Below are 22,116 nucleotides of genomic sequence, written 5' to 3' on the forward strand. Positions count from 1 at the left end.
GGGACGCGTTCAGCCCTCGCCGTGCCAGGCGTGCCACAGTCCGGCGTAGGAACCCCCGCGGTCGAGGAGTTCCCCGTGGGTGCCCAGCTCGCTGACGCCGCCGTCCTCCACCACCGCGACCCGGTCGGCGTCGTGGGCGGTGTACAGGCGGTGCGCGATGGCCACCACCGTGCGGCCCGCGAGCACACCGGCCAGGGAGCGCTCCAACCGGCGGGCGGAGCGCGGATCGATCAGCGAGGTCGCCTCGTCCAGCACCAGCACCCGCGGGTCGGCCAGCACCACCCGGGCCAGGGCCAGCTGCTGGACGTGCGCCGGATCCAGGGGGTCCTGCCCCGACCCCACGCGGGTGTCCAGGCCGTCCGGCAGCGAACGCACCCAGGCGTCCGCACCCACTGCTTCGAGGGCCCGCCACAGGCGCTCGCGGTCCGCGTCGGCCTCCGCCAGGGCCAGCGCCAGGTTCTCCGCCAGGGTGCCCCGGAACACGTGGCTCTCCTGGCTGAGCAGGATCACCCGCTTCCGGCGTTCCTCCGGGGACAGGGCCGCCAGGTCCACGCCGTCGACGCGGACGGTGCCGGTCCCGGGCAGGTGCACTCCGGCGAGGAGTTTGCCGAGCGTGGACTTGCCCGCACCGCTCGGGCCGACCATCGCCAGCCGTTCGCCGGGCCGCAGGTCCAGGTCCACCCCGTGCAGCACCTCGGTGCCCGCGTCGTACCCGAACCGTACGCCGTGGACCTCCACGGCGCCGGGCCCACGGGGTTCGGGTTCGACCCCGGGGCTGGTGGTCTCCGCTGGGAGCTGGACGCCCAGCAGGCGGCGCATCGCGGTGAAGCCCACCATCACGTTGTCGATCTGGTCGATCATGTGGTCCAACGGCTTGGACATCTGCACGGTCAGGAAGACCGCCGTGGCGATCTGCCCCAGTGACAGCTCGCCCTGGGTGTACAGCGCCCCCGCGACCAGGAACGTGGACGCCGAGGCGAACAGGTACGAGAACTCCAGCGGCGGGTACCACACGCACCGCAACCACAGTGTGTACCGCTCGGCCAGGTAGGAGCGGTGCACGTCGGCGTCGGTGCGCAGGTCCTGCCACTCCTGGCGGCCCAGCGCCTCCAGGGTGTGCGCGCCCTCCACGGTGTCGGACACGCCCTGGGTGAGCCGCGAGTACGTGCTCATCTCGGCCAGGTACCCGTCCGGTGCCCGGCGCGCGTACCAGCGTGTGCCCACCCAGATGATCAGGACCGACGGAAGCCACGCGAGCAGCAGGGCGGGGTGCAGGAAGGCCTGTGCCACCAGGATGACCAGCACGGTCGCCAGGCCGGTGGCGATCACCGGCAGCGACTGGCGCACCATGGTGCTGAGCGAGTTGATGTCGCGTCCGGTCCTGGACACCAGGTCACCGGTGCCCGCCCGCTCCACGGTGCCCAGGGGCAGTCGCAGGACCGAGCGCACGAACTCCTCGCGCAGTTCGGCCAGCAGTCCCTCCCCGAAGCGGATCGACTGGGCCACCGCCCCCAGCACGAGGCCGGCGTTGACCAGCAGGGCCGCCACGATGACCAGGGCCATGGCGTCCACGCGAGCCGGTTCGGTGCCGTCGCGGACCGCGTCGACGATCATCCCGAGCACCCAGGGGGCGACCAGCGCAGACGCCGTGGCCAGCGTGTACAGCGCCACCACCCGGAACAGGAGCGGTCCGTGCTCGCGTCCGGCTCGGCGCAGGCGCCGCCACACCACCGGGGCCGGGGCCACCGGTAGCGCGGTCGGTTCGACCGGGGTGAGTGGCGGGCCGGACGGGGGCCTGGCGGCGCCGGAACGCGGCTCGGCGGTCTGGGTCATGTCCTCTCTCCCGCCGTGCGCAGGACGGTGGCGGAGTAGGAGTCCACGCGGAGCAGGTCCCGGTGCGCGCCCTCGGCCACCACACGGCCCTCCTCGACGAACTGGACGTGGTCGGCGCGGTCCAACAGCAGCGGGCTGGTGGTGACCACGCCGGTGGTGCGGCCGGCGCGGGCCCCGGCGAGGCGTTCGGCGACGGCCGCCTCCGAGTGGGCGTCCACGGCGGAGGTGGGTTCGACGAGGACCAACACCTCGGGGTCCCGGAGCAGGGCGCGGGCGAGCCGGAGCCGCTGCTGCTGGCCGCCGGAGTACCCCCGGCCGCGTTCGGTGAGCTCCGCGTCCCAGCCCTCGGGAGACTGGCCGAGCACGTCCTCGGCCGCGGCTGCCCGGACCATCGCGGTGACGTGTTCGTCGGAGGCGGAGCCGTCGGGGTCGAGTTCGTCGCGCAGCCGTCCGGAGAACAGGTGGGCGTCGTTGCCCGCGACCAGGATGCGGCGGCGGACCTCCCGCAGCGGCAGTTCGCGCAGCCCCACGGCACCGGTGTCGGCCCCGACCAGGGCGGCGTCCCCGCCGTCGTCCCGGTGGCGGCCCAGCCGTTCGACGAGGGGGAGCACGTCGGCCTGGTCGGCGCAGACCACGCCGGTGGTCCGCCCGCGGGCGAGGCGTACCCCGCTGGCGGGGTCGTACAGGTCGCACGGGCCCGCGGGGGGCTCGGCAGGGACCTCGGGTTCGGGCAGGTCGTGTTCCAGGCCCAGCACCCGCACCACGCGGGAGGCCGCCACCCTGGCGGTCACCAGGTCGGAGGAGAAGCGCATGAAGAAGCGCACCGCAGTGGCCAGGGCGCCGGTGTAGCCGTAGAAGGAGACGAGTTGGCCCGCGGTGATCTCGCCGACCAGCGCCAGCCGGGCCCCGTACCAGACGATCCCCACCAGGAGCAGCCCAGGGTAGAGGGTGCGGACGGCCTCCAGGGAGGCGTCCGTCCACCCGACCCGGACCCCCGCTGCACGCACCCGCTGGGACTCGGCGCGGTAGCGTTCACCGACCGAGCGCTCACCGCCCACACCGCGCAGGACCCGCAACCCGGTGACCAGGTCGGTGGCCCTGGTGGTGAGGTCGGCCTGCCGGTCCCGCTGGGTGTGCGTGCGGCGGTTGAGCGGCCGCAGCAGCGGGGTCATGCCGACGATGATCAGGGGTACCGCCACCAGCACGATCAGCCCGAGGGTGACGTGCGAGGCCAGCATCAGGAAGCCGACCACCAGGACCGACACCGCGGAGGAGACCGTCAGGTCGGAGCGTTCGTAGAAGGTGCCGACGCGATCGATGTCGTCGGTACCGACCGCCACCACCTCCCCGGTGGGCAGCCGTCGGGTGAGGGTCGGCCCCAGCCTGGAGGAGCGGCGGGTGACCAGCTGGACCGTGCGGTAGGCGCAGGCGTACCAGTTGAAGCAGCTCGCCCGCTCGTACAGGGGGACCACGGCCGCGGCCACCAGGGCGCACAGTGCGATCAGCGCGAACCAGCGGAGCAGGGTGCCGGGGCCGCCGTCGGCCAACCCGGAGTCCAGCGCGGCGCCGAGCAGGTAGGACACCAGGATCGTGCACAGGAAGTAGACCGAGGTGATCAGGGACGCCCACAGTAGGGAGCGCCACTCCCGGCGGGCGAGCCAGAGCAGGTAGCGGTCGGCCGACCGGTGGTCGGGTGTGCCCGGAGGCTGGGGAAGTGCACGCACAGTTCCGGAACCCTAGCCAGGCGGAACGGAAGGCGGCCACTGCTTTTCCGGGGGCGGGCGGCCGGAGGGCTTCCGGGGCCCGGGAAACGGCCGAAGACGGTCAGGTGCGATTCCCGTGAGGGCTCGGTGTCCACTGTTCCGTGTGTCCGGTAGAACTGGATCGCCCCGATCTGACGACTCATGCCACGAGGTATCCCGATGGGACAGACCCCGAACCAACCGCAAGGCCCCTTTCCGTCGGAGCCGGGTCAGCCCCACGGCCCGTGGAGCGGGGGAGGCCCGCCCGCTCCGGGGGCGGCGGCGCCGAAGGGGCGCCGGGGGCTGGTCGTCGGCGCCGTCGCGGGATCCCTGGCGCTGGTGGCGGCCGTCGGCGGCGCCCTGCTGTGGGTGGATTCCGGGCGTGATCTCGTCTCGCTGCCGGACGACTGCTCGGAGGTGGTCGGAGAGGAGGTCCTCCAGGAGGCCTTCGACGGCGCCACCCCCGAGGTCACGGGCGGGTTCGACACCGAGGACACCGACGACCTGGGACTCCACGGGGAGCTGCGGTGCTCCGCGTCCCACGAGGGCGCGAAGTTGGCCGTCACGGTCCTGCTCTCCGACCGGGAGGACGAGAAGAGGCTGGACCTGCGGTTCCAGCAGTACGGTACGCCCGACGCCGAACTGTTCGACGGGGTGCCGGCCGGTGAGCTCACCGAGCACGAATTCGGGGAGGGGACCACCGTCGACGTCCTGTGGGACGAGCCCCCGCTCGGAGAGCGGAGCGTGGTCAGCGTGATCGTCCAGGACTCCGGCGAGGGGGGTTACTTCGTCATGGAGAGCGGTCGGGGCGCGGTGTGGACGGGCAACGCCGTCGTCCTGGTGGGCCTGGACAACTCGATGGCCCCGGAGCCCTCCGGACTGGACGCGCGGAGCCTCCACGAGCGGGTCGAGTCCCTGACGGCGGCCGTGGTGGAGCAGGTGCCGCGGGTGGCCGAGAAGTAGGGCCGGAGCCGGGTCGTGGACCCGGGACACGGGCTGCTCCAGTTCCCGGGGCACCGCTCCCGGAGCGGTGCGCTACAGGGGCAGCTCGCCCCGTTCGTGCAGGACCTCGACCAGGTCCCGCACCGCCGGGGCGCACAGGTCCCGTTCGGCGTAGGAGACCCACACGGTCTCCAGGATCTCGTTGTCGGGCACGATCTCCCCGTCGTGCTCGGCCCCGTAGCAGAGCAGCCGCACCCGGGTCCCGGGGGCCTGGTCGTGCGCCTCCTGGTCGATGGCCGCCACCCGGTGGAAGGTGCCGGGCCGCAGGGCCACGCTGACCTCCTCCAGGGTCTCGCGGGCCACCGCCTCCTCGTCGCTCTCGCCCGGCTCGCGCTTGCCGCCCGGCACGTACAGCAGGTCCTTGCCCTCGGGACGCACACACAACAGGCGGCCGTCCCGGACGTGGACCCAGGCCAGGGCCTCGATGACGGCGGGGCCGCCGTCGGCGGTGCGGGCGGCGGGGGAGGGCACGGGAGAGTTCGAGGACATGTGGCCACTTTAGGACGCGGCGGGCGGAGGCGAACCGCTGACCGACGGTGACCCGAGACACTAGCCTTTCCGGGTAAGCGGTTGCGTACACGTACGGCCCCGCGCCCACGGCCGGGCCACGGCGAGAGCGGACGAACATGGCATCCTCCACTTCCGGCACCGAACCGGGTCTGGGCCCCGACCCCTCGGCCGAGAGCGCCGCCGAAGGGCTCCGACCGCTCCTCGCCGAGAGCTCCAGCGGTGGTGTGCCGCCCCAGACCACGGAGCAGCGCCAGGCGCGCGAACGCGCCTACAACCTCTACAGCGCCGCGATCGGCGCCTGTCTGGGCCGTCGAGACAAGGATCCCTCGCTGGCGGAGCGCGCCGCCCTCCTGCTGTCCGAGGAGGCCCGCCTGCCCTTTCTGACGCCCGACGAGGTCGCCCGGGCCAACAGCGAGCTTCCGGGCGTCGTAGCCGAGCTGCGCGCCGACCCGGTGCGCCCGCCGGTCGGGGCCGGTCCGGGCGACCTGGGGCGCGCGCTCCTCGGGGGCGACCTGGCCGAGCTCTTCGAGCTGGCCCTGCGCGAGCGGCTCACCGGGATCCCGCGTGAGCGCCCCCGCCTGCTGCTCTTCGGCGGGCAGCCCGGCTCCGGGAAGTCCACTCTCCAACGGCTCCTCCTGCCGGTCCTGCCGGAGGGGACGGTCAGTTACGACGGGGACGACCTGCTGCGGCTCTCGCCCGACTACGAGTGGGCGATGAGCGCCGACGACCGGCTGGCGTCCACCGCCGTGTCCGGGCAGGTGGGCGGTCTGCACGGGTACGCGATGGAGCACGTCCGCCGGGGCCGGTTCGACGCGGTGTGCAGCCACCCGCTGGGCCGCGCGGACTGGGCGGCCTCCTGGGTGCTGGGTTTCCGGGAGGCCGGGTACCGGGTGGAGGTCGCCTTCGTGGCCACCCACACCTCCAACAGCCGGTTCTCGCTCTTCGACCGGTACGAGCGGGCCGTCCGCGACCAGGGGTTCGGCCGCTGGCTGCCGGAGCTCCACCACGACCGCTTCTACCTGGGGGTGCCGAACACCGTCGAGTTCCTGGAGACCCACCACCTGGCGGACTCGGTGTACGTGCTCTCCCGGGAGGGCGAGGTGCTCTACGCCAACCACCGCAGGGGCGGCGGGTGGCGTACCGAGCCGTTCGGCCGGATCGCGTTGGAGGCGGAGAGGGGCCGGCGCGAGCTCTGGCACTCCGAGGACACGCACTAGGAGGCGCGACCCGGGCGGGCCGCCTCGCCCGGGCTGCCGGGTCAGGTCTCCAGTTCGGCCATGGCGGCGCGGTCCTCGGCGCCGAACTGCTCCTCCAGCTCCTCCGGGGAGGCGTCCAGGTCGATCCTGGCCAGCGGTACCCCGCGCGCGGACTCGATGGCGCCGAGGCGGCGCAGGGCGCGGTTGCTCGCGTACTCCAGGAGTTCGCCCGGGGGGAGTTCGTAGCGCTGGAGGGCGGGGTCCCCGGAGGGGGTGTCGCCGCGTTCGACGGTCTCCATCACGTGCGGGAGCAGTTCGTTGAGGCGTTCGCTCACCACGTCCCAGTTGCCGTCGTCGGCGGCCACGTGGCGGCGGCAGGTGAAGGTGCCCCAGGCCATGTGGCGGCGCTCGTCGTCGCCGATCCTGCGGATGATCTCGCGCATGCCGGGGAAGATGTCGCGCACGGTGCACACGTGGTTCCAGGCGTAGTAGCCGGTCAGCGCGAGCGAGCCCTCGATGATGTGGTTGTAGGTGACCGAGGCGCGTACCTGGTTGCGGGGGCCGGGGTCGTCCAGGAGGGCCTCCAGCGATCCGGGGAGCTCCTCGTAGAACAGGGCGCGGTAGGCGGGGTTGGCGTCCACGAAGCCGTGCAGGTCGTCCCGGACGCCGATGGCGTCCAGCCACAGCCGGAAGGCCTGGACGTGTTTGGCCTCCTCGAAGGCGAACTGGGTCAGGTACATCTCGTCGCCCAGGCGGCCCTCCGCGGCCATGGCCCGCAGGAAGGGCTGGAGGTCCTCGGTGACCGCCTCCTCGCCCGCCACGAAGAAGGCGCACAGCCGCAGGATGCGGGTCCTGGCCTCCTCGTCGAGCCGCTCCCAGTCCTCGGCGTCCCGGCTGAGGTCGATGTCGGCCGGGTTCCAGAACCTGGCGTTGCCCTTGACGAACAGCTTGAGCGGGAGGGAGTCCCAGTTCAGGCCGCCGCCGCGGAGTGAGTGGAAGCCGCTGCGGTGCGCGGGGGCCGGGGCTTGCGTCATGAGGGGTACCTCCGTGGGGGGTGCACTGCACTCATGATTGGACACGGAGGGCTTTCGTGTAAACCCCTGGAAGTGTCCCGGGTCACTGTCGGCCCGCATCTGGCCCGGTCCGATCCGCCCACCCGGACCGGGCCGGGATCCGGCCGGAGTCAGCGGCGATCCGGCCCCGCCGAAACGGTACGGTCAGGGGAGTACGACCGCATGAACGATCCGATCGGGGGACGACGTGTTCTGTGGTGATCCCGGCAGTTCCGGTTACGCCGCGTGCGCCGGCCAGTCCCAGCTGTTCGCGCTGGCCTCGGTGATCCCCGCGCTGCTCGGCTTCGCGCTGCTGGTGGCCGCCTTCGCCGCGCCCTCCGTGCGGGGGGACCGGATGCTGCGCACCCGGACCCTCAGCTACTCCCTCATCGCCTGGGGCATCGCCGCCGGAACCTACGCGATCGGGGTCATGCCCTCCTTCTGAGCCCGCTCAGATCTCCTCGCCGGCGAGGAGGTCGCCCGCGTCGGCGATCCGGTACGCGTAGCCCTGCTCGGCCAGGAACCGCTGCCGGTGGGCGGCGTACTCCTGGTCCAGGGTGTCCCGGGCGACCACCGCGTAGAAGCGGGCGGTGCGGCCGTCGGACTTGGGGCGCAGCACACGTCCCAGGCGCTGGGCCTCCTCCTGGCGGGAACCGAAGGAACCGGACACCTGGATCGCCACCCCGGCCTCGGGAAGGTCGATCGAGAAGTTCGCGACCTTGGACACCACCAGGGTGCGCAGCTCACCCGAGCGGAAGGCGTCGAACAGCCGCTCGCGCTCCTTGTTGCGGGTCTCGCCCTTGATCACCGGGGCGCCCAGCCGTTCGCCGAGTTCGTCGAGCTGGTCGATGTAGGAGCCGATCACCAGGACCTGCTCCTGCGGGTGGCGTTCCACGATCTCGCGGACCACGGTCGTCTTCGTCTCCGAGGAGGCGCAGAACCGGTACCTGTCCTCGGGCTCGGCGGTCGCGTACGCCAGCCGTTCGGACTCCGACAGGTCCACCCGGACCTCCACGCAGTCCGCCGGGGCGATCCACCCCTGGTTCTCCATGTCCTTCCACGGGGCGTCGTAGCGCTTCGGCCCGATCAGCGAGAACACGTCGCCCTCCCGTCCGTCCTCGCGCACCAGCGTCGCGGTCAGGCCCAGGCGGCGGCGCGCCTGGAGGTCCGCGGTCATCCGGAAGATCGGCGCGGGCAGCAGGTGCACCTCGTCGTAGACGACCAGCCCCCAGTCCTTGGCGTCGAACAGCTCCAGGTGCGTGTACACGCCCTTCCGCCGGGCCGCCATCACCTGGTAGGTCGCGATGGTGACCGGCCTGATCTCCTTGCGGGTGCCCGAGTACTCACCGATCTCGTCCTCGGTCAGCGACGTCCGCCTGAGCAGCTCGGACTTCCACTGGTGCACCGACACCGTGTTGGTCACCAGGATCAGCGTCGTCGCCCCGGTCATGGCCATCGCGGCCGCTCCGACGATCGTCTTCCCGGCGCCGCAGGGCAGCACGACCACGCCCGAGCCGCCCGCGTGGAAGCTCTCGGCGGCCTCCCGCTGGTATCCGCGCAGCTCCCAGTCACCGTCGGCCAGATCGATCTGGTGGGCCTCACCGTCGACGTACCCGGCCAGGTCCTCGGCGGGCCAGCCGATCTTCAGCAGGGCCTGCTTGAGGTTCCCGCGCTCGCTGGGGTGCACCGCGACCGAGTCCTCACCCAGGCGCTCGCCCAGCATCCCCTTGAGCTTCCTGGCCCGGACGACCTCCTCCAGGACGGCCCGGTCCGAGGACTCCAGCACCAGGCCGTGCACCGGGTCGCCGACCAGCCTGAGCCGCCCGTAGCGGTCCATCGTCTCGGCGATGTCCACGAGCAGCGAGTGCGGCACGGGGAACTTGGAGAAGCGGATGAGCGCGTCCACGACCTGCTCGGCGTCGTGTCCGGCGGCACGCGCGTTCCACAGCGCGAGCGGGGTGATCCGGTAGGTGTGCACGTGTTCGGGCGCGCGTTCGAGTTCGGCGAACGGGGCGATGGAACGCCGGCACTCCGGAGCGAGTTCGTGGTCGATCTCTAGCAGGAGGGTCTTGTCGGACTGGACGATCAGGCAGGACACGCGGGACCTTCCAACATGTGCGGAGACGGGGGCGGCCCCAGGTGCAACACCGGAGGCCCTCCGATCATGCCCGCGGCCCCGGCCCCCTGACCGCCCCGGGCCCGTGGTGATCCGGGCCGGGGGTCAGGAGAGGCCGATCAGCCACGCGACGAGGAGGACGAGGAACAGCACCATGAAAACGGAACCCGCCCCGGTGGTGTACCAGGCGTACCGTGCGTGGCGTGCCGCCCGGTCGTGGTCCCGGGTCTCGTCCAGGGAGACGGCGGCGAAGGCCAGGCCGCCGATGGCGAAAGGGTTGAGGCACGCGACCGCCAGGATGATGGACACCACCAGGGCGACGACCGCGCTGGTCCGGCTCGGCGGGGGCGTGCCGTGGGGGTACAGGGGATACGGGGCGGGGCCGGGCGGCGGACCGCCGCGCCAGGCGGGGGCGCCGTAGCCGCTGTAGCCGCCGGTCCCGTGGCCGCCCGGGACGGTGTATCCGCCGGCGGAGCCCTCGTACCCGTGTGACGGGTCGTACGGCGGGCCGGGGGGCCGGCTCGGGGGTCCGTTCTGCCAGTGCTCGCTCATGAGACTGCTTCCGTGTGCGGGCGCCCTCCGGGCTGCCCGTGGGGCGGGAGTCGGGGACGGTCAGGCACCGATGAGGAGGAACAGCACCGCGAGGGCGATCACCGGGACGAGGAAGACCACCGCGAGGGCGGTGTAGGCGAAGGTGCACGCCCAGGTGTACCGGATGTACCTCTCCACCGCGGCGGTGTCGGGGATCCGGACCAGGGCCAGGATCCCCAGCACGATGCCGGGGACGTTGGCGGTCAGGACGAAGAACCACAGCCCCAGGGAGACGCCCAGGACCGGGATCGCCAGGGTGCACACCGCCACGACCAGGGCCGCGACGGCCCCGCCCACGCGGGGCGGCGGGCCCGAGGGGGCCGGGCCCTGCTGGAACGCGGGCGGCGGCGCTGCGGCCGGGTACACGGGCCCGGCCGGGTAACCGGCCGGTGCGGGGCGGGCCGGCCGTGCGGGGGCCGCCGGGGCGCCGGCCGGGGGAGCGCCCGCGGGCGGTCCGGTACCGGGAACGGAGGTCCCGCTCCGCTCCCAGAAGGCCCTGGGGTCGCTCCGGTCACCGTTCACCGCTGGTCGTGTCCCCTCACCTGGCCGTCTTCCGATGCTGTGCCCTTCGGGGCGTCCGCCCTCGGGACGGTCACCCTTTCAGTTCGCATACCCGTCCCACTCGGTGGGGACGCGGACGGAGCCGTACTTGTTCATCAAAAAGGGGTCAGAAGTTGACCACGGGGACGATCTGCTGGATCCAGTCCCCCGCCTGGGTGAACACCACGAAGGTCAACACCACCATCACGAAGAACATCACCGCCGCCGCACCCAGGCAGTACCAGGAGTACCGGGTGAGGACCTCGGCCTGTTCCGGGCGGCCCCGGTCCCGGGCGTGCGCGGCCCGTACCGCGAAGGTGATCCCCGCGATGCCGAAGATCCAGTTGGCGCAGCACAGGGCCGTGACCGCGTGCAGGATCAGCGCCATGGTGGAACTGTGGGCCCCGCCGGTCGAGCCCGCGGGCGCGGTGTCCCGCCGGTCGTCGTCGCGCTCCCGCTCGGGCGCCCTGTCCCTGCCTTCCGGTGCCCGGCCCTCCAGCCCCCGGTCCCGGGGGGAGGAGGCTCCAGGGGGCAGAGATGCGTCGCTCATCCGAATCTTCCTCCGGCGTCCGGGGGCCAACCGATCTGAGGTCACTCTAGGGCCTGGGGGCCTCGCGGGAAGCGCGGGCCGGGCGGCCGCCGAACACCGGCTTCGCGTTCGACTTCCGCGTTCAGCCGCCGTCCCCGAGTTCGGCCACACCGGTGACGCGGTGGATCGCGAACCGGTGCACCGCGTCGCGGGTGGTGTCGTAGGCGGTCAGGAAACCGCCGTCGACCCGGGCGGGCTCCACGATCCGGCTGACCTGGCGCCCGTCGGTGTCGGTGTAGCCGATCCACACCCGGCGCCCGCCGTCGGCCGCGTCGGCCAGTACCTCCATGAGCGCGTTGGCGCGGGAGCCCGCCGTCCCGCCCTCCGGCAGGGACACCGGGATCCGGGCGACGTTCGCGGCCTCGTCGCCGGCCCGCAACGCGCGCACCGCGGCCCGGGCCAGCTCCGGGGCCCGGCCGCCCTCCTCGGGCACGGCGGGCTCGGGTTCGGCCCGGCGGATCTCGGGCTGACTCAGCCGCATGGTTCCGTCACCGCTCTCGGGCACCGGGTGGTAGCCCAGCTGCCGGAGGCGTTCGGTCAGGGCCGCCCGGTTCAACCCGCTGACCACCACGGTCGGGGCGAGGAGCAGCAGTTCCAGGTCCGTGGCCCGGCGGTCCGCGACCAGCTCCGCCAACAGCGCGGGTTCGTCGCAGCGCAGGTAGCTGCCGGCCGAGCCGGTGCGCAGCCTCCCGTGCCTGCGTCCCACGTCCGAGACCAGGTAACGCAGCGCCTGCGGCAGCGGGGTGCGCGAGTGGCGTTCCAACAGCCCGGTGATGTCGGAGACCCCGCGCCCGGCGTCCAGCGCACGGCGGACCGACTCCTCGGTGAAGCGGTACACGGTGGCGCCGCCGGTGGACTCCACGTCGGCGACCAGGGCGAGTTCCCGGGCGAGCCCGGTGACGAGCGGGCCCGGTGCCACGGCGGTCAGGTCGCCCTGGACGAGGATGTGGTCCAGGGGTTGCGGCAGTTCGGCGGCCAGGACCTCGGCGGCGGCGTCCGTCCCGGCGGCGGCTCCTTCCGCGGTGAGCAGGGGGCGCGTGTGCTCGGCGAGCGCTCCCCTCCCGGTCAGCCCGAGTGCGGCGGCCTCGGTCACGGCGGCCCCCGCCAGTTCGGTGTGCACGGGGGACTGGCGGCGGGGGCGCCGCCAGGCCAGCCGGGCGGCCAACGACCCCTCCTCGGGGGCCAGGCCCGGCTCGGCCCCGGCCATCTCGGTGAGGACGTCGAGGCGTGCCCGGGGCGCGGCCGGGCGCACCAGGCCGGGGCCGAGTACGTTGCGTACCCTCCCGCCCGCGTCGCGCGAACCGGTCAGCGAGGCGACCCGGTCCGAATCCAGCCAGGCCAGGGCCAGCCGCAGCCAGCGGTGCTCCGGTGAGCGCTCCCGCCACAGGTCGTACTCGCGGGTCGGCAGCCACTCGCCCGTCACCCGGTTGTCGGTGCCGATGAGCCCGGCGGCCCGCAGGACCTCCAGGTAGAGGGCGGCCGTGTCCTCGTCGGTGTCCATCGCCTGGGCGGCGCGGCGCAGGTCGCGCACGCCCAGACCGCCGTTGCGCAGGACGGCGGCGGGCTCCTGGGACCAGCGCTCCAGGAGCTCCTCCACGGCGCGCAGCACGGTGAAGGCCTGTCCGGCCGCGGCTCGGGCGACGGCCTCCGGGGGGACCCGGCGTCCCTCGAAGGCGGGCGGGGCGGTGCTGACGTCCTGGAAGAGCACCCCCGCGCGCAGGTGCAGGCCGACCTCGCGGGGCAGCGTCAGGGTGTCGTCCCCGGTGGCCACGAGCAGGCCGCGGGCGATGAGCTCCTCCACCGGCGAGGCGGCCGTGGCCAGGCCGACCTCCCTGCGGGCGTCGGAGACGGTGCCGTTGGGCGGTCCCCAGGCGAGGTTGTCCAGCAGGCGGCGCGCGGGATCTCCGACCCGGCTGACGAGGGCGGCGACCCGGTCGGGGTCGGAGAGGGCGGTGGCCACGGTTTCCACGGGCGTGGTGGCGGTGCTGTGCGGTACCAGGTCGTCGGCCAGCCGTTTGGCGGTTCCGTGCGGCAGCGCCGCCAGCAGGGCCCGGGCGGGGGGACCCAGCTGTGCGGGGTGGGGCAGGAGTTCACGCAGCACCTGTACGGGGCGCAGGCGGCCGTGGTCCGGCCAGACCAGGGCGAGGCGGAGCAGGGTGTCCAGCGCCTCGTCCAGCGGGTCCTTCCCCGCCGCGCCGGAGGGGGTCAGGCCGAGCCCACGGGCGATCTCGGCGGGCTGCGCCCCCACCGGCTCGGACAGCCGGTCGTCCCCGAGGGCGACCACGGACTCCAGGACCTGGAGGGTGAACCGGTCCAGTCGCTCCAGGGCGCGCAGCGCCGCGTTGCGCGAGGTCGCGCGGTGGGCCAGGGCGCCGATGTCGGCGGGTACCGGTTGGGCCAGGTCGGGTCGGGCGGTCAGCAGGGCGGTGAGCTCGCCGTCGGAGCGGGAGCGCAGCCAGGAGGTGAACGTGGGGGGACGCCCCGGCGGGCCGCCGTCGGGGCCGTCGCTGCTCCGGCCGGGCCCGGGTCGTGCGTTGTCGGTCATCGGGTCAACGCTAAGCGATGACGCTCCACGGCTCGTACCCGCTCCCCTTCGGTCCCCCGTTCACCGCCTTCGGCGACGGCCTGAGCCGTATCAGGGGAGAAGCCTCCGACCGAAAATGAGAAAGAGGGGTTAAAAGGCAGGTCATTGTGGGCCAATATGGGTCCATGACCCAGCGCTCGGAACAATTGGTACTCGACTACCTCTCCGAGGTCGGACTCGCGCTGCACGGTCGTCTGACAGCCAGGGAGCGGACCGCCTACCTGAGGGGCCTGCGCGCGCGCATCGACGAGCGCCGTCAGGCGGCCGAGAACGACGACGTCGACACCGTGCGGCGGATCCTCCGCGGCTTCGGCTCCCCCGAACACCTCGTGCGGGAGGAGCTCACCGGCCGGGAGCTCGACCTCGAGGACGACGAGATGATCCCGCCCAAACCCCGGCACGCCGACCGTCCGCCGCCGCCCTGGCGGGGCGGCCCCAGCCAGGGCTTCCTGGCCCTGCTGGAGGGCCCCGGCCAGACCGACCAGCGGATGGGCGGACGGACCGCCCGCAGGACCGGGGCGGTCCGCAACTACCGCCTGATCCTGAGGCACCACCCCGCCGAAGCCGTGGCCCTGGCCGTGCTCGTCCTGGCCGGGGTGTGGTGGGACGTCGCCTTCCTGTGGGTGCTCGGCGCCGTCCTCATCGTGCTCAGCCAGGTGTGGGGCGCCCGGGACAAGTGGATCGGCGCGGGTGTGCCCCTGGCGGCCTGCGTCGTCGGGACGGCCCTGTGGGAGGGGGAGGCGCAGTTCGTCGACCAGTACATCCAGCAGGCCCTGTCCGCCACCGGCGTCGTCGGGCTGGGGCTCGCCTCGCTGGCGTGCGTGCTCTACCTCTTCCCGAAGGCCGCCCGCGCGGCCCGGGCGGCGGAGCATGCGGCCGGAAGCAGTCCGGACCGTCATCGCTTGGCAAACCCTGGGGAATAACCTTTCCGGTCGGCCCGTTACCGGGCTTCCCCGGTGGTTGCTTCGGGTAGTCATGTCGGTACACCGCCGCTTTCGCTTCGCGGCGGCCGCGTCGGGTGTCCGGCCGCCAGCCCGGACACCGGCCCGTGGGCAGCGTCCCCGGCTCCGCCGAGTTCCGTCCCGTTTCTCCGCGCCCAGCGGGGCGGGGGCGATGCCGAAGCCACGGGGCCCGGGTGAGCCGTATCCGGGCCCCGTTCCGCGTGTCCGCGGCGCGGACGCGGGAAAGCGCGGTCACGGGTGCAAGCGCTGGAAAACGGCCCCGCCAATACCCTCTCGCGTTGACGAGCCCTCGGGGACTAACCTGGTGCGCACCCATGGAAACCAGGGGCCGCCCGGGGCGGAGGAAAGGGTGGACGGCACCGTTTCCGCTGTTCCCGTGGCCCGTCAGTGAAAGCATGAGGTCTCTACGTGCCCACCGGCAAGGTCAAGTGGTACGACGACGACAAGGGTTTCGGCTTTCTCACCCGGGACGACGGAGGCGAGGTCTTCGTGCACTCCACCTCGCTGCCGCCCGGTACCGCCTCGCTGAAGCCCGGCCAGCGGGTCGAGTTCGGCGTGGCGGAGGGGCGCAGGGGCGCCCAGGCGCTCCAGGTGCAGCTTCTGGAGACGCAGCACTCGGTGGCCAGGGTGCGGCGCAAGAAGCCCGACGAGATGGAGCTCATCACCGAGGACCTCATCAAACTCCTGGAGAACCTCTCCAACGGTTACCGGCGCGGGCGCCACCCCGACAAGCGCGAGGCGGCCAGGGTCGCCGCCGTGCTGCGCGTGGTCGCCGACGACCTGGAGGCCTGACCTCCCCTACGGGGCCGTGGCGGGCGCCTCCGACGTCCGCCACGGCCCCGGCGCAGCGAAACACCCGGACCGGTCCGGTTTCCCGTCCGGGTGCAGAATGAACCGGACAAAAGGGAAGGAAGACCGCCCTCGTCGCGGAACCCCGGTGTCTCGGGGCGCACAAGACTCCGTCAAGAGGGTGTATCGGGCGAACCTTGACCCGCGTTATGGTCAAATCGGTGCCCGCGATCAGTGAGAATGGGGAACGTGAGCCCTTCTCGACGTTCTCCTGTACCGGACAAGGCATGTATCGACGCGGTGGATCTGGCCCGCTCGGTTGCGGCGGAGGTCGGGCGACCCGAATGGGTCGGTGAGCACCTCACCGCCCAGGCCGAGGACACGCGCCTGGTCACCCACTACTTCGAGTGCCTGGACCCCTCCTACCCGGGATGGACCTACTCCGTCACCGTCGTTCGCGCCTCGCGCGCCAAGAACGTCACGGTCAACGAGGTGGTCCTGCTTCCCGGCGAGGGTGCCCTCGTCGCGCCCGAGTGGGTGCCCTGGAAGGAACGCCTGCGCCCCGGCGACGTCGGTGTGGGGGACCTGCTCCCCACCGAAGAGGACGACGAACGACTCGTCCCCGGTTACGCGCAGGTGCCCGAAAACGAGCTCGACGCCGAGGGCATGGACAAGCAGATGGTGTGGGAGCTGGGACTCGGCCGTCGCCAGGTCCTCTCCGAGACCGGACGCGAGCAGGCGGCGGAACGCTGGTACAACGGCGAGGCCGGACCGCGGAGCCCGATCGCCACGGCCGCCCCGGCACGCTGCTCCACCTGCGGGTTCCTGACCCCGCTCGCCGGGGAGCTGCGCCAGATGTTCGGCGTGTGCACCAACGAGTACGCCCCCGACGACGGCAAGGTCGTCTCACTCGACCACGGGTGCGGAGCCCACTCCGAGGTCCGCCGCCCCGCCTCGCAGAACGAGCCGGTCGCACCGGTCGTCGACGAGGTGGGGTACGACCACATCGTCTTCGACGACACCACGGAACTGGAACTGGTATCCAGCGACTCCTGACCGAAACAACGGTCACAGCGGGCCGATCCACCGGACGAACGGGCCCCGTCGCCAGCGCGACGGGGCCCGGTTCCGTCCCTGTCCGCGTCCGCGCCACGCGCCCCGGCCAGAACCTGACCCGACCCCGCCGTCGGCTAGGGTCGACCTACCATCACGCTCGCCCTGCCCGGCCCGGTACGTGTCCGCGAACACGCCCCGGGCCGATCGGACCGCGCGCCCAGCGCAGGAGGAGACCATCATGGCCGAGCCGGTGACCGCTTCGGCGGCCGACCCATTCAACACCGCCGAACTGCGCCGACGCGTGCTCTCGGCGTGGGCTGACGCGCCCGCCCGGTTCCGGGAGGACGCCAACGCCGAAGAGGACTTCGCGCTGGGCGGCTACCGGGACCGCGTGGTGGTCGAACTCGCGCAGAACGCCGCCGACGCCGCCCGCCGCGCGGGCGTCCCCGGCCGCCTCCGGCTGGCCCTGGACGGCGATCGCCTCACCGCCGCCAACACCGGAGCCCCCCTGACCCCGGAGGGCGTGGAGTCACTGGCCACCCTGCGGGCGTCCACCAAACGCGACGACCACGGTTCCGCCGGCCGGTTCGGGGTCGGGTTCTCCGCGGTGGTGGCGCTCAGCGACGACGTCGTCGTGGACTCCGGCGGTACGGCCGTGCACTTCTGCGCCGAACGCGCCCGCGCCGTGGTCACCGACCTGCTCGGCGCCGACGGCACCCACGCCGACCTCGCCGAGGAGGTGGGCCGCCGCGCGGGACACGTGCCGATGCTGCGCCTGCCGTTCCCCGCCGACGTCGCGCCGGAGCGCCCCGCCCCCGGATACGACACCGTCGTCACGCTGACGCTCCGCGACGAGAGCGCCCGGGAGCGGGTCCGGGAACTGCTGGACCGCACCGGGGAGGCCCTCCTCCTCGCCCTGGACGGGCTGTCCGAGGTACGGGTGGCCGCTGACGGGGTCGAACGGGTCCTCACCCGCGAACCCGGGGACGAGGACGCCGGGATCGACCTGGTCACCACGCACGACGACGGCAACGGCACCCGGGTCACCCCGTGGCGGACCGTCAGCCGCTCCGGCGAGTTCGACCCGAACCTGCTCGCGGACCGCCCCACCGAGGAACGCGACCGGGCCGTATGGTCGCTGACCTGGGCCGTCCCGGTCGATCCCGACGGGGGAGCGGGCACGCTGCCCGCCGACGTCGAGCACGTCGTGCACGCGCCGACCCCCACCGACACCGAACTCGACCTGCCCGCCGTCCTCATCGGCACCTTCCCCCTGGGATCGGACCGGCGCGACGTCCAGCCGGGCGCCGCCACCGACCTGCTGCTGATGGAGGCCGCCACCGCCTACTGCGCGCTCCTGCGCCGCTTCGACCCCCGGGCCGCACTCGACCTGGTTCCCGCCACCCGGGTGGGCGGCGGCGCCGTCGACGCGGTCTTCCGCGCCCGGGTCGCCGAACCCCTCCTCGACACCCCGTTCCTGGTCACCGCGGTCGGGCTCCCCGTCGCTCCGCGTGAGGCCGTCCTGTTGGACACCGGCGGCGCGAGCGGCGCCGCCGAACTGGTCGACCTGCTCGCCGAGCTCGTCCCGCCGCTGCTGCCCGGCTCCTGGAGCCCCCGCCACCCGGCCATGGCCGCGCTGCGGGTGCGGCGGCTGGGCCTGGCCGACCTCGCCGACCTGCTCGGCGACACCCAACGGCCGCCGCAGTGGTGGTCCTCCCTCTACGCCGCCCTGGGCAGTGCCGGGGGCGGCGGCGCCGACCTCGACGAGCTCGGCGCGCTCCCGGTCCCGCTGGCCGACGGCCGCCTCGTCCGGGGGCCGCGCTCACTGCTGCTGCCCAGTGAGGACTGGGTGAAGGTCGCCGACGCCGAGGGCAACCGGCTCGACCCCGCGGCCCTGGCCACCCTGGGCGTGCGCGTGGTGCACCCCGAGGCGGTCCACCCGCTGCTCCTGCGCCTGGGTGCGGTGGAGGCCGGCGCCGCCACCGTCCTGGCCGACCCCAACACCGAGGCGGCCGTCCGGAGCTCCCTGGACGCGGAGGCCCCCGAGCCCGTCGCCGAGGCCGTCCTGGACCTGGTCGCCGCCTCCGGGACGACCGTCGAGGACGCGTCCTGGCTGTCCGAACTGGCCCTGCGCGACGACGAGGACGGCTACTCGATCGCCGCCGAACTCCTCGTCCCCGGGGCTCCCCTGGCCGGTCTGCTGGTCGAGGACGCGCCCTTCGGCACCGTCCACGAGGACCTCGTCAGCCGCCACGGCACCGACACCCTGCGCGCGGTGGGCGCCCTGTGGGGGCTGACCGTGGTCCGCGCCGAGGAGGCCGCGCTCGGTGAGGACCTCGCGGGGGCCTTCGACGGCGCGGCCGGGGAGGACGGCCCCGACGGCCTGGAGGACTGGGCCGACGAGGTCCTCGAACGCGTCGGGGACCCCGAACTCCCGCCCGTCGTCCCCGAACTGGTGTGCGTCGCCGACCTCGACTACATCGCCGACGAGGCCTGGCCCCGGGCCCTGGCCATGCTCTCCCGGGGACCGCTCCGCGCGGCCGTCACCGAACCCGCGCGGCTGCTCATGCCGGACGGCCGGGTCGTCGACGTGCCCTCCTACACCTCCTGGTGGCTGCGCAGCAGGGCACTGCTGGACGACCGGGCCCCGGTCGAGCTGCGCACCGCCGACGCCGAGGAAGCGCTCCTGGGCCTCTACGACGAGGTTCCGGCCGAGGTCGACCCCGAGTTCGCCCGGGCGCTCGGCGTCCGCACGACCCTCGCCGACCTGCTCGCCGACCCCGACGGCGCCGACGACCTGCTGAACCGGCTCGCCGACCCGGCCCGCCACGTCGGCCGCACCGCCCTGCGCCGCCTGTGGACGGCCCTGGCCGACGTCGACACCGACCTGGTCACCCCGCCCACCGTGGTCCGCGCGGTCAGGGGAGGGGCGATCGTGGTGGCCGACGCCGAGGACGCCGTGGTGGTGGACTCGCCGGACCTGCTGCCCCTGGTGGCGGACCGTCCGCTGGTGCTGGCCGCCGCGGACACCGCCGAGCGGCTCGCCGACGTGCTCGACCTGGACCTGGCCTCGGAGAGCATCACCGGGAAGGTGAACTCGGCGGGGCGGATCCGTGCGGTCCCCGACGAGGCCGCGCTGTTCCTCGCGGGCGGCGACGAACCGGACCGCACCTACCTGCACCACCAGCAGCTCACGGTGGACGGCGTGGAGGTGGACTGGTACACCGGCGACGGCTCGGTGCACGCCTCGGGCACGGAGGGGCTGGCCCGCGCCCTGTGCTGGCGGGCCGGGCAGTGGTCCCGCCGCCACCTGCTCGCCGCGGTGCTGCGGGACCCGGAGCACGCCGCGTACCTGCTCGCCGAGGCCGACCTGGAGTAGGACGCCGCCCTTCCCCGCTGTCAGCGGGGGTCCCACCACGTCGCCCCCGCCGAGCCGCGGCCAGCGGGGGCGACCGGCTCGGGGTCAGCGCTCCCAGGGCTCGGGGAGCGGGGAGCCGGAGGCCAGGGCGGCCTTCAGCAGGGCCCAGCGGTCCCGGGCCCTGGCGAGGGCCCGCCAGCAGGTGACGGGCTCCCCGGTGCAGCGCAGGGCCTCGGAGAGCGCGTCGTAGTGGTCGGTCACCTCGTGGAATCCCGGGCAGCCGCCGTCGGGGCGGGCGGCCCAGCGGGCGGGCAGGTCGCCGCCGGAGCGCAGCGCGTCGTCGAGGTACCCGAAGACCGCTTCGGCGGAGATCAGCCGGGTCACCGCGTCGGCGGCGAGGCCGGGGTCGTTGAGGAGCCGGGTGAGCCGGTGGGCCAGGGCGTCGGTGTGCTCGCTCACGCGGCCGCCCTCTTCCAGGCGGACTCCCAGGCCAGGTAGGGGCCGCGCACGATCTCCGTCTGGGGGAACTCCTCGTGTCGGGCGTCCTCGACCGGTTTCCGGGGCGCGGGCACCAGCGGAGTGGGGTTCGTGGGTTCGGGTGCGGTGAACGGGTGCGCCGGGTGAGCGGTCGGCAGGGGAGCGGGTTCGACGGACTCGGACCCGACGGGAGCGAGCGCCTGGACGTATCGGCGTACCCGGCGGGAACGGTTGCGCCGGGCTTCGGCTCCCAGCTCCCACAGGTAGCCGCACGGGCTGGTGTGCACTCCGCGCGAGGGCCTGAGAAGCCGTGCGAGCACGGCGAACGGGGACAGTAGGGTATTCACGTCTGCCTGCCTTTTCCAGGTGGACCAGGCCCCGGACGTGCCAGCGTCGCGGGGCCACTTTCATATTCAAGGATCGATAATAGACCAGTTCAGCTATAGCATGCTAGGCGTTCTTGGATTGCTGGGAATATGTGGCCTGCCTAGCGTGCTCAAGATGGAGTGGAAAGAAGGTCTCCCGCGCTGGGTTCAGATCACCGATGAGCTGGAGAGACGTATCCGGGCAGGCGAGTACGGGCCGGGGGACCGGGTCCCCTCCGTCCTCAGCATCATGCAGGAATACCAGGTGGCTTCCGCGACCGCGCAGAAGTCCCTGGTCGGTCTGCGGAGCCGTGGCCTGGTCGAGACCTTCCCCGGCATGGGCTCCTACGTGAAGCGCCCCGACTCCTGAGAGCCGGGGGCCAGCGGGCGGAGCACGGACGGCATCCGCCCGCGGCGCGGAACGGCCCCTGAGCCGGGCGGGAACCAGGGCTCGCGGCCGGACGGTCAGCCTGTGGCCGCGGCCAGCCTCGGCCCCAGGCCCTGCTCGGGCTCGGCCCACTCGGTGACGTCCAGGGCGTCGCCCACGGAGACGGTGCCGGGGGCGGTCACGGCGAACTTCGAGCAGAACGCCACCCCGCCGTCGTCCGCGCGCCGGTACCCGGCCAGGGCGCGCAGCGGCTCGGGGCCCCGCTTCTCCCCGGTGCCCTGGTCGACCGTGGTGACCGCGCACCGGATGCACACCTTGGCGTACCCCAGCTCCGCGCTGCCCAGGCGGACCGACCGCACCCGGTCCTCGGTGTGCGCCTCGGGCCAGCCGGACACGACGATGTTGGGCCGGAAGCGGTCCATTGGCAGCGGGTCGCCGCCAGCGGCGAGGATGCGCTCGTTCAGCAGGTCCAGGGAGGACAGCGACGCCATCACGGCGGCGTGCCCGTCGGCGAAACCGGCGGTGCCCCGGGTGAGCCCGCCGGTCTCGCGCCGGTGGTCGTCGGGGACCCGCACCAGGCGGCTGGGCTCCCCGAGGAACTCGGTCAGCCACCCGGCGGCCTCCTCGCCCTGGTCCACGCCCACCAGGGGCTTGCTGTGCACGGTCACGTCCAGGCGGCGGCCCCCGGGGTCCACGTCGACCTTCACCGGGGCGAAACCCTCGGTGCGCAGCACCAGCCTGGTGCCGTCCGCGTCGATTTCGGGCACGATCCGCGCCATCCGGGGGTCCCTGCGCTGGCTGCGGAAGTCACCGGAGTCGTCGACCACCATGAACGAGCGGTCGTGGGTGATCCCCGCCGGGGTGATCTCGGCGGTGTCCAGGGCGAGCCCGGCGCACCCCTTGACGGGGTAGGCGGCGAGGGCGGACACGCGGGCCGTGGGAGTGGGACTCATGGCCGAAACGCTA

General features: G+C 73.4%; 20 protein-coding genes. 8 read left to right on the forward strand and 12 right to left on the reverse strand.

Annotated elements, in window-relative coordinates; all coding sequences use genetic code 11:
• Positions 1 to 9: 9 nt before the first annotated feature.
• The gene (locus AC0VYD_RS02895; protein WP_475478459.1) at positions 10 to 1,833 is read right to left on the reverse strand and encodes an ABC transporter ATP-binding protein; all 1,824 of its coding nucleotides are present in this window, start codon (positions 1,831 to 1,833) and stop codon (positions 10 to 12) included.
• Positions 1,830 to 3,557, reverse strand: a complete 1,728-nt coding sequence (locus AC0VYD_RS02900; protein WP_475478460.1) for an ABC transporter transmembrane domain-containing protein — start codon at positions 3,555 to 3,557, stop codon at positions 1,830 to 1,832. The genes AC0VYD_RS02895 and AC0VYD_RS02900 overlap by 4 nt, the downstream gene beginning before the upstream one ends.
• Positions 3,558 to 3,755: 198 nt before the next feature.
• Here AC0VYD_RS02900 and AC0VYD_RS02905 point away from each other — a divergent pair, with 198 nt between their 5' ends.
• A complete protein-coding gene (locus AC0VYD_RS02905; protein WP_473036820.1) occupies positions 3,756 to 4,538 on the forward strand; it encodes a hypothetical protein in 783 nt (260 codons plus the stop codon).
• A gap of 72 nt (positions 4,539 to 4,610) precedes the next feature.
• Here the strand turns inward: AC0VYD_RS02905 and AC0VYD_RS02910 are convergent, their stop codons facing one another.
• A complete protein-coding gene (locus AC0VYD_RS02910) occupies positions 4,611 to 5,066 on the reverse strand; it encodes an NUDIX hydrolase (RefSeq protein ID WP_475478461.1) in 456 nt (151 codons plus the stop codon).
• Between the two features lie 137 nt (positions 5,067 to 5,203).
• Here AC0VYD_RS02910 and AC0VYD_RS02915 point away from each other — a divergent pair, with 137 nt between their 5' ends.
• Positions 5,204 to 6,304: a zeta toxin family protein gene (locus AC0VYD_RS02915; RefSeq protein WP_475478462.1), complete on the forward strand. Its 1,101-nt coding sequence runs from the start codon at positions 5,204 to 5,206 to the stop codon at positions 6,302 to 6,304.
• A 41-nt stretch (positions 6,305 to 6,345) separates the two neighbouring features.
• Here AC0VYD_RS02915 and AC0VYD_RS02920 read toward each other — a convergent pair whose 3' ends face one another.
• On the reverse strand, positions 6,346 to 7,317 hold the full coding sequence (locus tag AC0VYD_RS02920) for a R2-like ligand-binding oxidase (protein WP_475478463.1): 972 nt from the start codon (positions 7,315 to 7,317) through the stop codon (positions 6,346 to 6,348).
• A 226-nt stretch (positions 7,318 to 7,543) separates the two neighbouring features.
• Here AC0VYD_RS02920 and AC0VYD_RS02925 point away from each other — a divergent pair, with 226 nt between their 5' ends.
• Positions 7,544 to 7,780, forward strand: a complete 237-nt coding sequence (locus tag AC0VYD_RS02925) for a hypothetical protein (RefSeq protein WP_475478464.1) — start codon at positions 7,544 to 7,546, stop codon at positions 7,778 to 7,780.
• A gap of 6 nt (positions 7,781 to 7,786) precedes the next feature.
• Here the strand turns inward: AC0VYD_RS02925 and AC0VYD_RS02930 are convergent, their stop codons facing one another.
• The 5 genes from AC0VYD_RS02930 to AC0VYD_RS02950 form a co-directional block, all read right to left on the reverse strand.
• Positions 7,787 to 9,433, reverse strand: coding sequence for a DNA repair helicase XPB (locus AC0VYD_RS02930; RefSeq protein WP_452540912.1), 1,647 nt, complete (start codon positions 9,431 to 9,433; stop codon positions 7,787 to 7,789).
• A 123-nt stretch (positions 9,434 to 9,556) separates the two neighbouring features.
• Positions 9,557 to 10,003 carry a hypothetical protein gene (locus AC0VYD_RS02935; RefSeq protein ID WP_475478465.1) on the reverse strand — a complete coding sequence of 149 codons (447 nt, stop codon included), beginning with the start codon at positions 10,001 to 10,003 and terminating at the stop codon, positions 9,557 to 9,559.
• A 60-nt stretch (positions 10,004 to 10,063) separates the two neighbouring features.
• On the reverse strand, positions 10,064 to 10,564 hold the full coding sequence (locus tag AC0VYD_RS02940) for a hypothetical protein (RefSeq protein WP_475478466.1): 501 nt from the start codon (positions 10,562 to 10,564) through the stop codon (positions 10,064 to 10,066).
• A 145-nt stretch (positions 10,565 to 10,709) separates the two neighbouring features.
• A complete protein-coding gene (locus tag AC0VYD_RS02945) occupies positions 10,710 to 11,132 on the reverse strand; it encodes a hypothetical protein (protein WP_475478467.1) in 423 nt (140 codons plus the stop codon).
• Positions 11,133 to 11,253: 121 nt separating this feature from the next.
• A complete protein-coding gene (locus tag AC0VYD_RS02950; protein WP_475478468.1) occupies positions 11,254 to 13,716 on the reverse strand; it encodes a helicase-associated domain-containing protein in 2,463 nt (820 codons plus the stop codon).
• 164 nt (positions 13,717 to 13,880) lie between these two features.
• Here AC0VYD_RS02950 and AC0VYD_RS02955 point away from each other — a divergent pair, with 164 nt between their 5' ends.
• The 4 genes from AC0VYD_RS02955 to AC0VYD_RS02970 all read left to right on the forward strand — a co-directional run bounded on the left by AC0VYD_RS02955 (position 13,881) and on the right by AC0VYD_RS02970 (position 19,941).
• Complete coding sequence (locus AC0VYD_RS02955; protein ID WP_475478469.1) at positions 13,881 to 14,678, forward strand: hypothetical protein; 798 nt, start codon at positions 13,881 to 13,883, stop codon at positions 14,676 to 14,678.
• Between the two features lie 447 nt (positions 14,679 to 15,125).
• Positions 15,126 to 15,509 (forward strand): cold-shock protein, encoded by a 384-nt coding sequence (locus AC0VYD_RS02960; protein WP_475478470.1) that lies wholly within the window; start codon positions 15,126 to 15,128, stop codon positions 15,507 to 15,509.
• 297 nt (positions 15,510 to 15,806) lie between these two features.
• The gene (locus AC0VYD_RS02965) at positions 15,807 to 16,562 is read left to right on the forward strand and encodes a DUF3027 domain-containing protein (RefSeq protein ID WP_475480164.1); all 756 of its coding nucleotides are present in this window, start codon (positions 15,807 to 15,809) and stop codon (positions 16,560 to 16,562) included.
• A gap of 238 nt (positions 16,563 to 16,800) precedes the next feature.
• Positions 16,801 to 19,941, forward strand: a complete 3,141-nt coding sequence (locus AC0VYD_RS02970; protein ID WP_475478471.1) for a sacsin N-terminal ATP-binding-like domain-containing protein — start codon at positions 16,801 to 16,803, stop codon at positions 19,939 to 19,941.
• An 84-nt stretch (positions 19,942 to 20,025) separates the two neighbouring features.
• Here AC0VYD_RS02970 and AC0VYD_RS02975 read toward each other — a convergent pair whose 3' ends face one another.
• Complete coding sequence (locus AC0VYD_RS02975; protein ID WP_475478472.1) at positions 20,026 to 20,379, reverse strand: hypothetical protein; 354 nt, start codon at positions 20,377 to 20,379, stop codon at positions 20,026 to 20,028.
• Positions 20,376 to 20,744, reverse strand: coding sequence for a hypothetical protein (locus tag AC0VYD_RS02980; protein WP_475478473.1), 369 nt, complete (start codon positions 20,742 to 20,744; stop codon positions 20,376 to 20,378). The genes AC0VYD_RS02975 and AC0VYD_RS02980 overlap by 4 nt, the downstream gene beginning before the upstream one ends.
• A gap of 154 nt (positions 20,745 to 20,898) precedes the next feature.
• On the opposite strand from AC0VYD_RS02980, the gene AC0VYD_RS02985 reads away from it, so the two are divergent.
• The gene (locus tag AC0VYD_RS02985; protein ID WP_475478474.1) at positions 20,899 to 21,132 is read left to right on the forward strand and encodes a GntR family transcriptional regulator; all 234 of its coding nucleotides are present in this window, start codon (positions 20,899 to 20,901) and stop codon (positions 21,130 to 21,132) included.
• A 95-nt stretch (positions 21,133 to 21,227) separates the two neighbouring features.
• Here the strand turns inward: AC0VYD_RS02985 and AC0VYD_RS02990 are convergent, their stop codons facing one another.
• Positions 21,228 to 22,103: an MOSC domain-containing protein gene (locus AC0VYD_RS02990; protein WP_475478475.1), complete on the reverse strand. Its 876-nt coding sequence runs from the start codon at positions 22,101 to 22,103 to the stop codon at positions 21,228 to 21,230.
• Positions 22,104 to 22,116: the final 13 nt, after the last annotated feature.

Source organism: Nocardiopsis sp. iso_40 (assembly GCF_056173285.1).

Coding starts and splice junctions, on each gene's coding strand:
- AC0VYD_RS02895 (WP_475478459.1), bottom strand. CDS start 1,833: ATGACCCAGACCGCCGAGCCGCGTTCCGGCGCCGCCAGGCCCCCGTCC.
- AC0VYD_RS02905 (WP_473036820.1), top strand. CDS start 3,756: ATGGGACAGACCCCGAACCAACCGCAAGGCCCCTTTCCGTCGGAGCCG.
- AC0VYD_RS02910 (WP_475478461.1), bottom strand. CDS start 5,066: ATGTCCTCGAACTCTCCCGTGCCCTCCCCCGCCGCCCGCACCGCCGAC.
- AC0VYD_RS02915 (WP_475478462.1), top strand. CDS start 5,204: ATGGCATCCTCCACTTCCGGCACCGAACCGGGTCTGGGCCCCGACCCC.
- AC0VYD_RS02920 (WP_475478463.1), bottom strand. CDS start 7,317: ATGACGCAAGCCCCGGCCCCCGCGCACCGCAGCGGCTTCCACTCACTC.
- AC0VYD_RS02935 (WP_475478465.1), bottom strand. CDS start 10,003: ATGAGCGAGCACTGGCAGAACGGACCCCCGAGCCGGCCCCCCGGCCCG.
- AC0VYD_RS02945 (WP_475478467.1), bottom strand. CDS start 11,132: ATGAGCGACGCATCTCTGCCCCCTGGAGCCTCCTCCCCCCGGGACCGG.
- AC0VYD_RS02950 (WP_475478468.1), bottom strand. CDS start 13,716: ATGACCGACAACGCACGACCCGGGCCCGGCCGGAGCAGCGACGGCCCC.
- AC0VYD_RS02955 (WP_475478469.1), top strand. CDS start 13,881: ATGACCCAGCGCTCGGAACAATTGGTACTCGACTACCTCTCCGAGGTC.
- AC0VYD_RS02970 (WP_475478471.1), top strand. CDS start 16,801: ATGGCCGAGCCGGTGACCGCTTCGGCGGCCGACCCATTCAACACCGCC.
- AC0VYD_RS02985 (WP_475478474.1), top strand. CDS start 20,899: ATGGAGTGGAAAGAAGGTCTCCCGCGCTGGGTTCAGATCACCGATGAG.
- AC0VYD_RS02990 (WP_475478475.1), bottom strand. CDS start 22,103: ATGAGTCCCACTCCCACGGCCCGCGTGTCCGCCCTCGCCGCCTACCCC.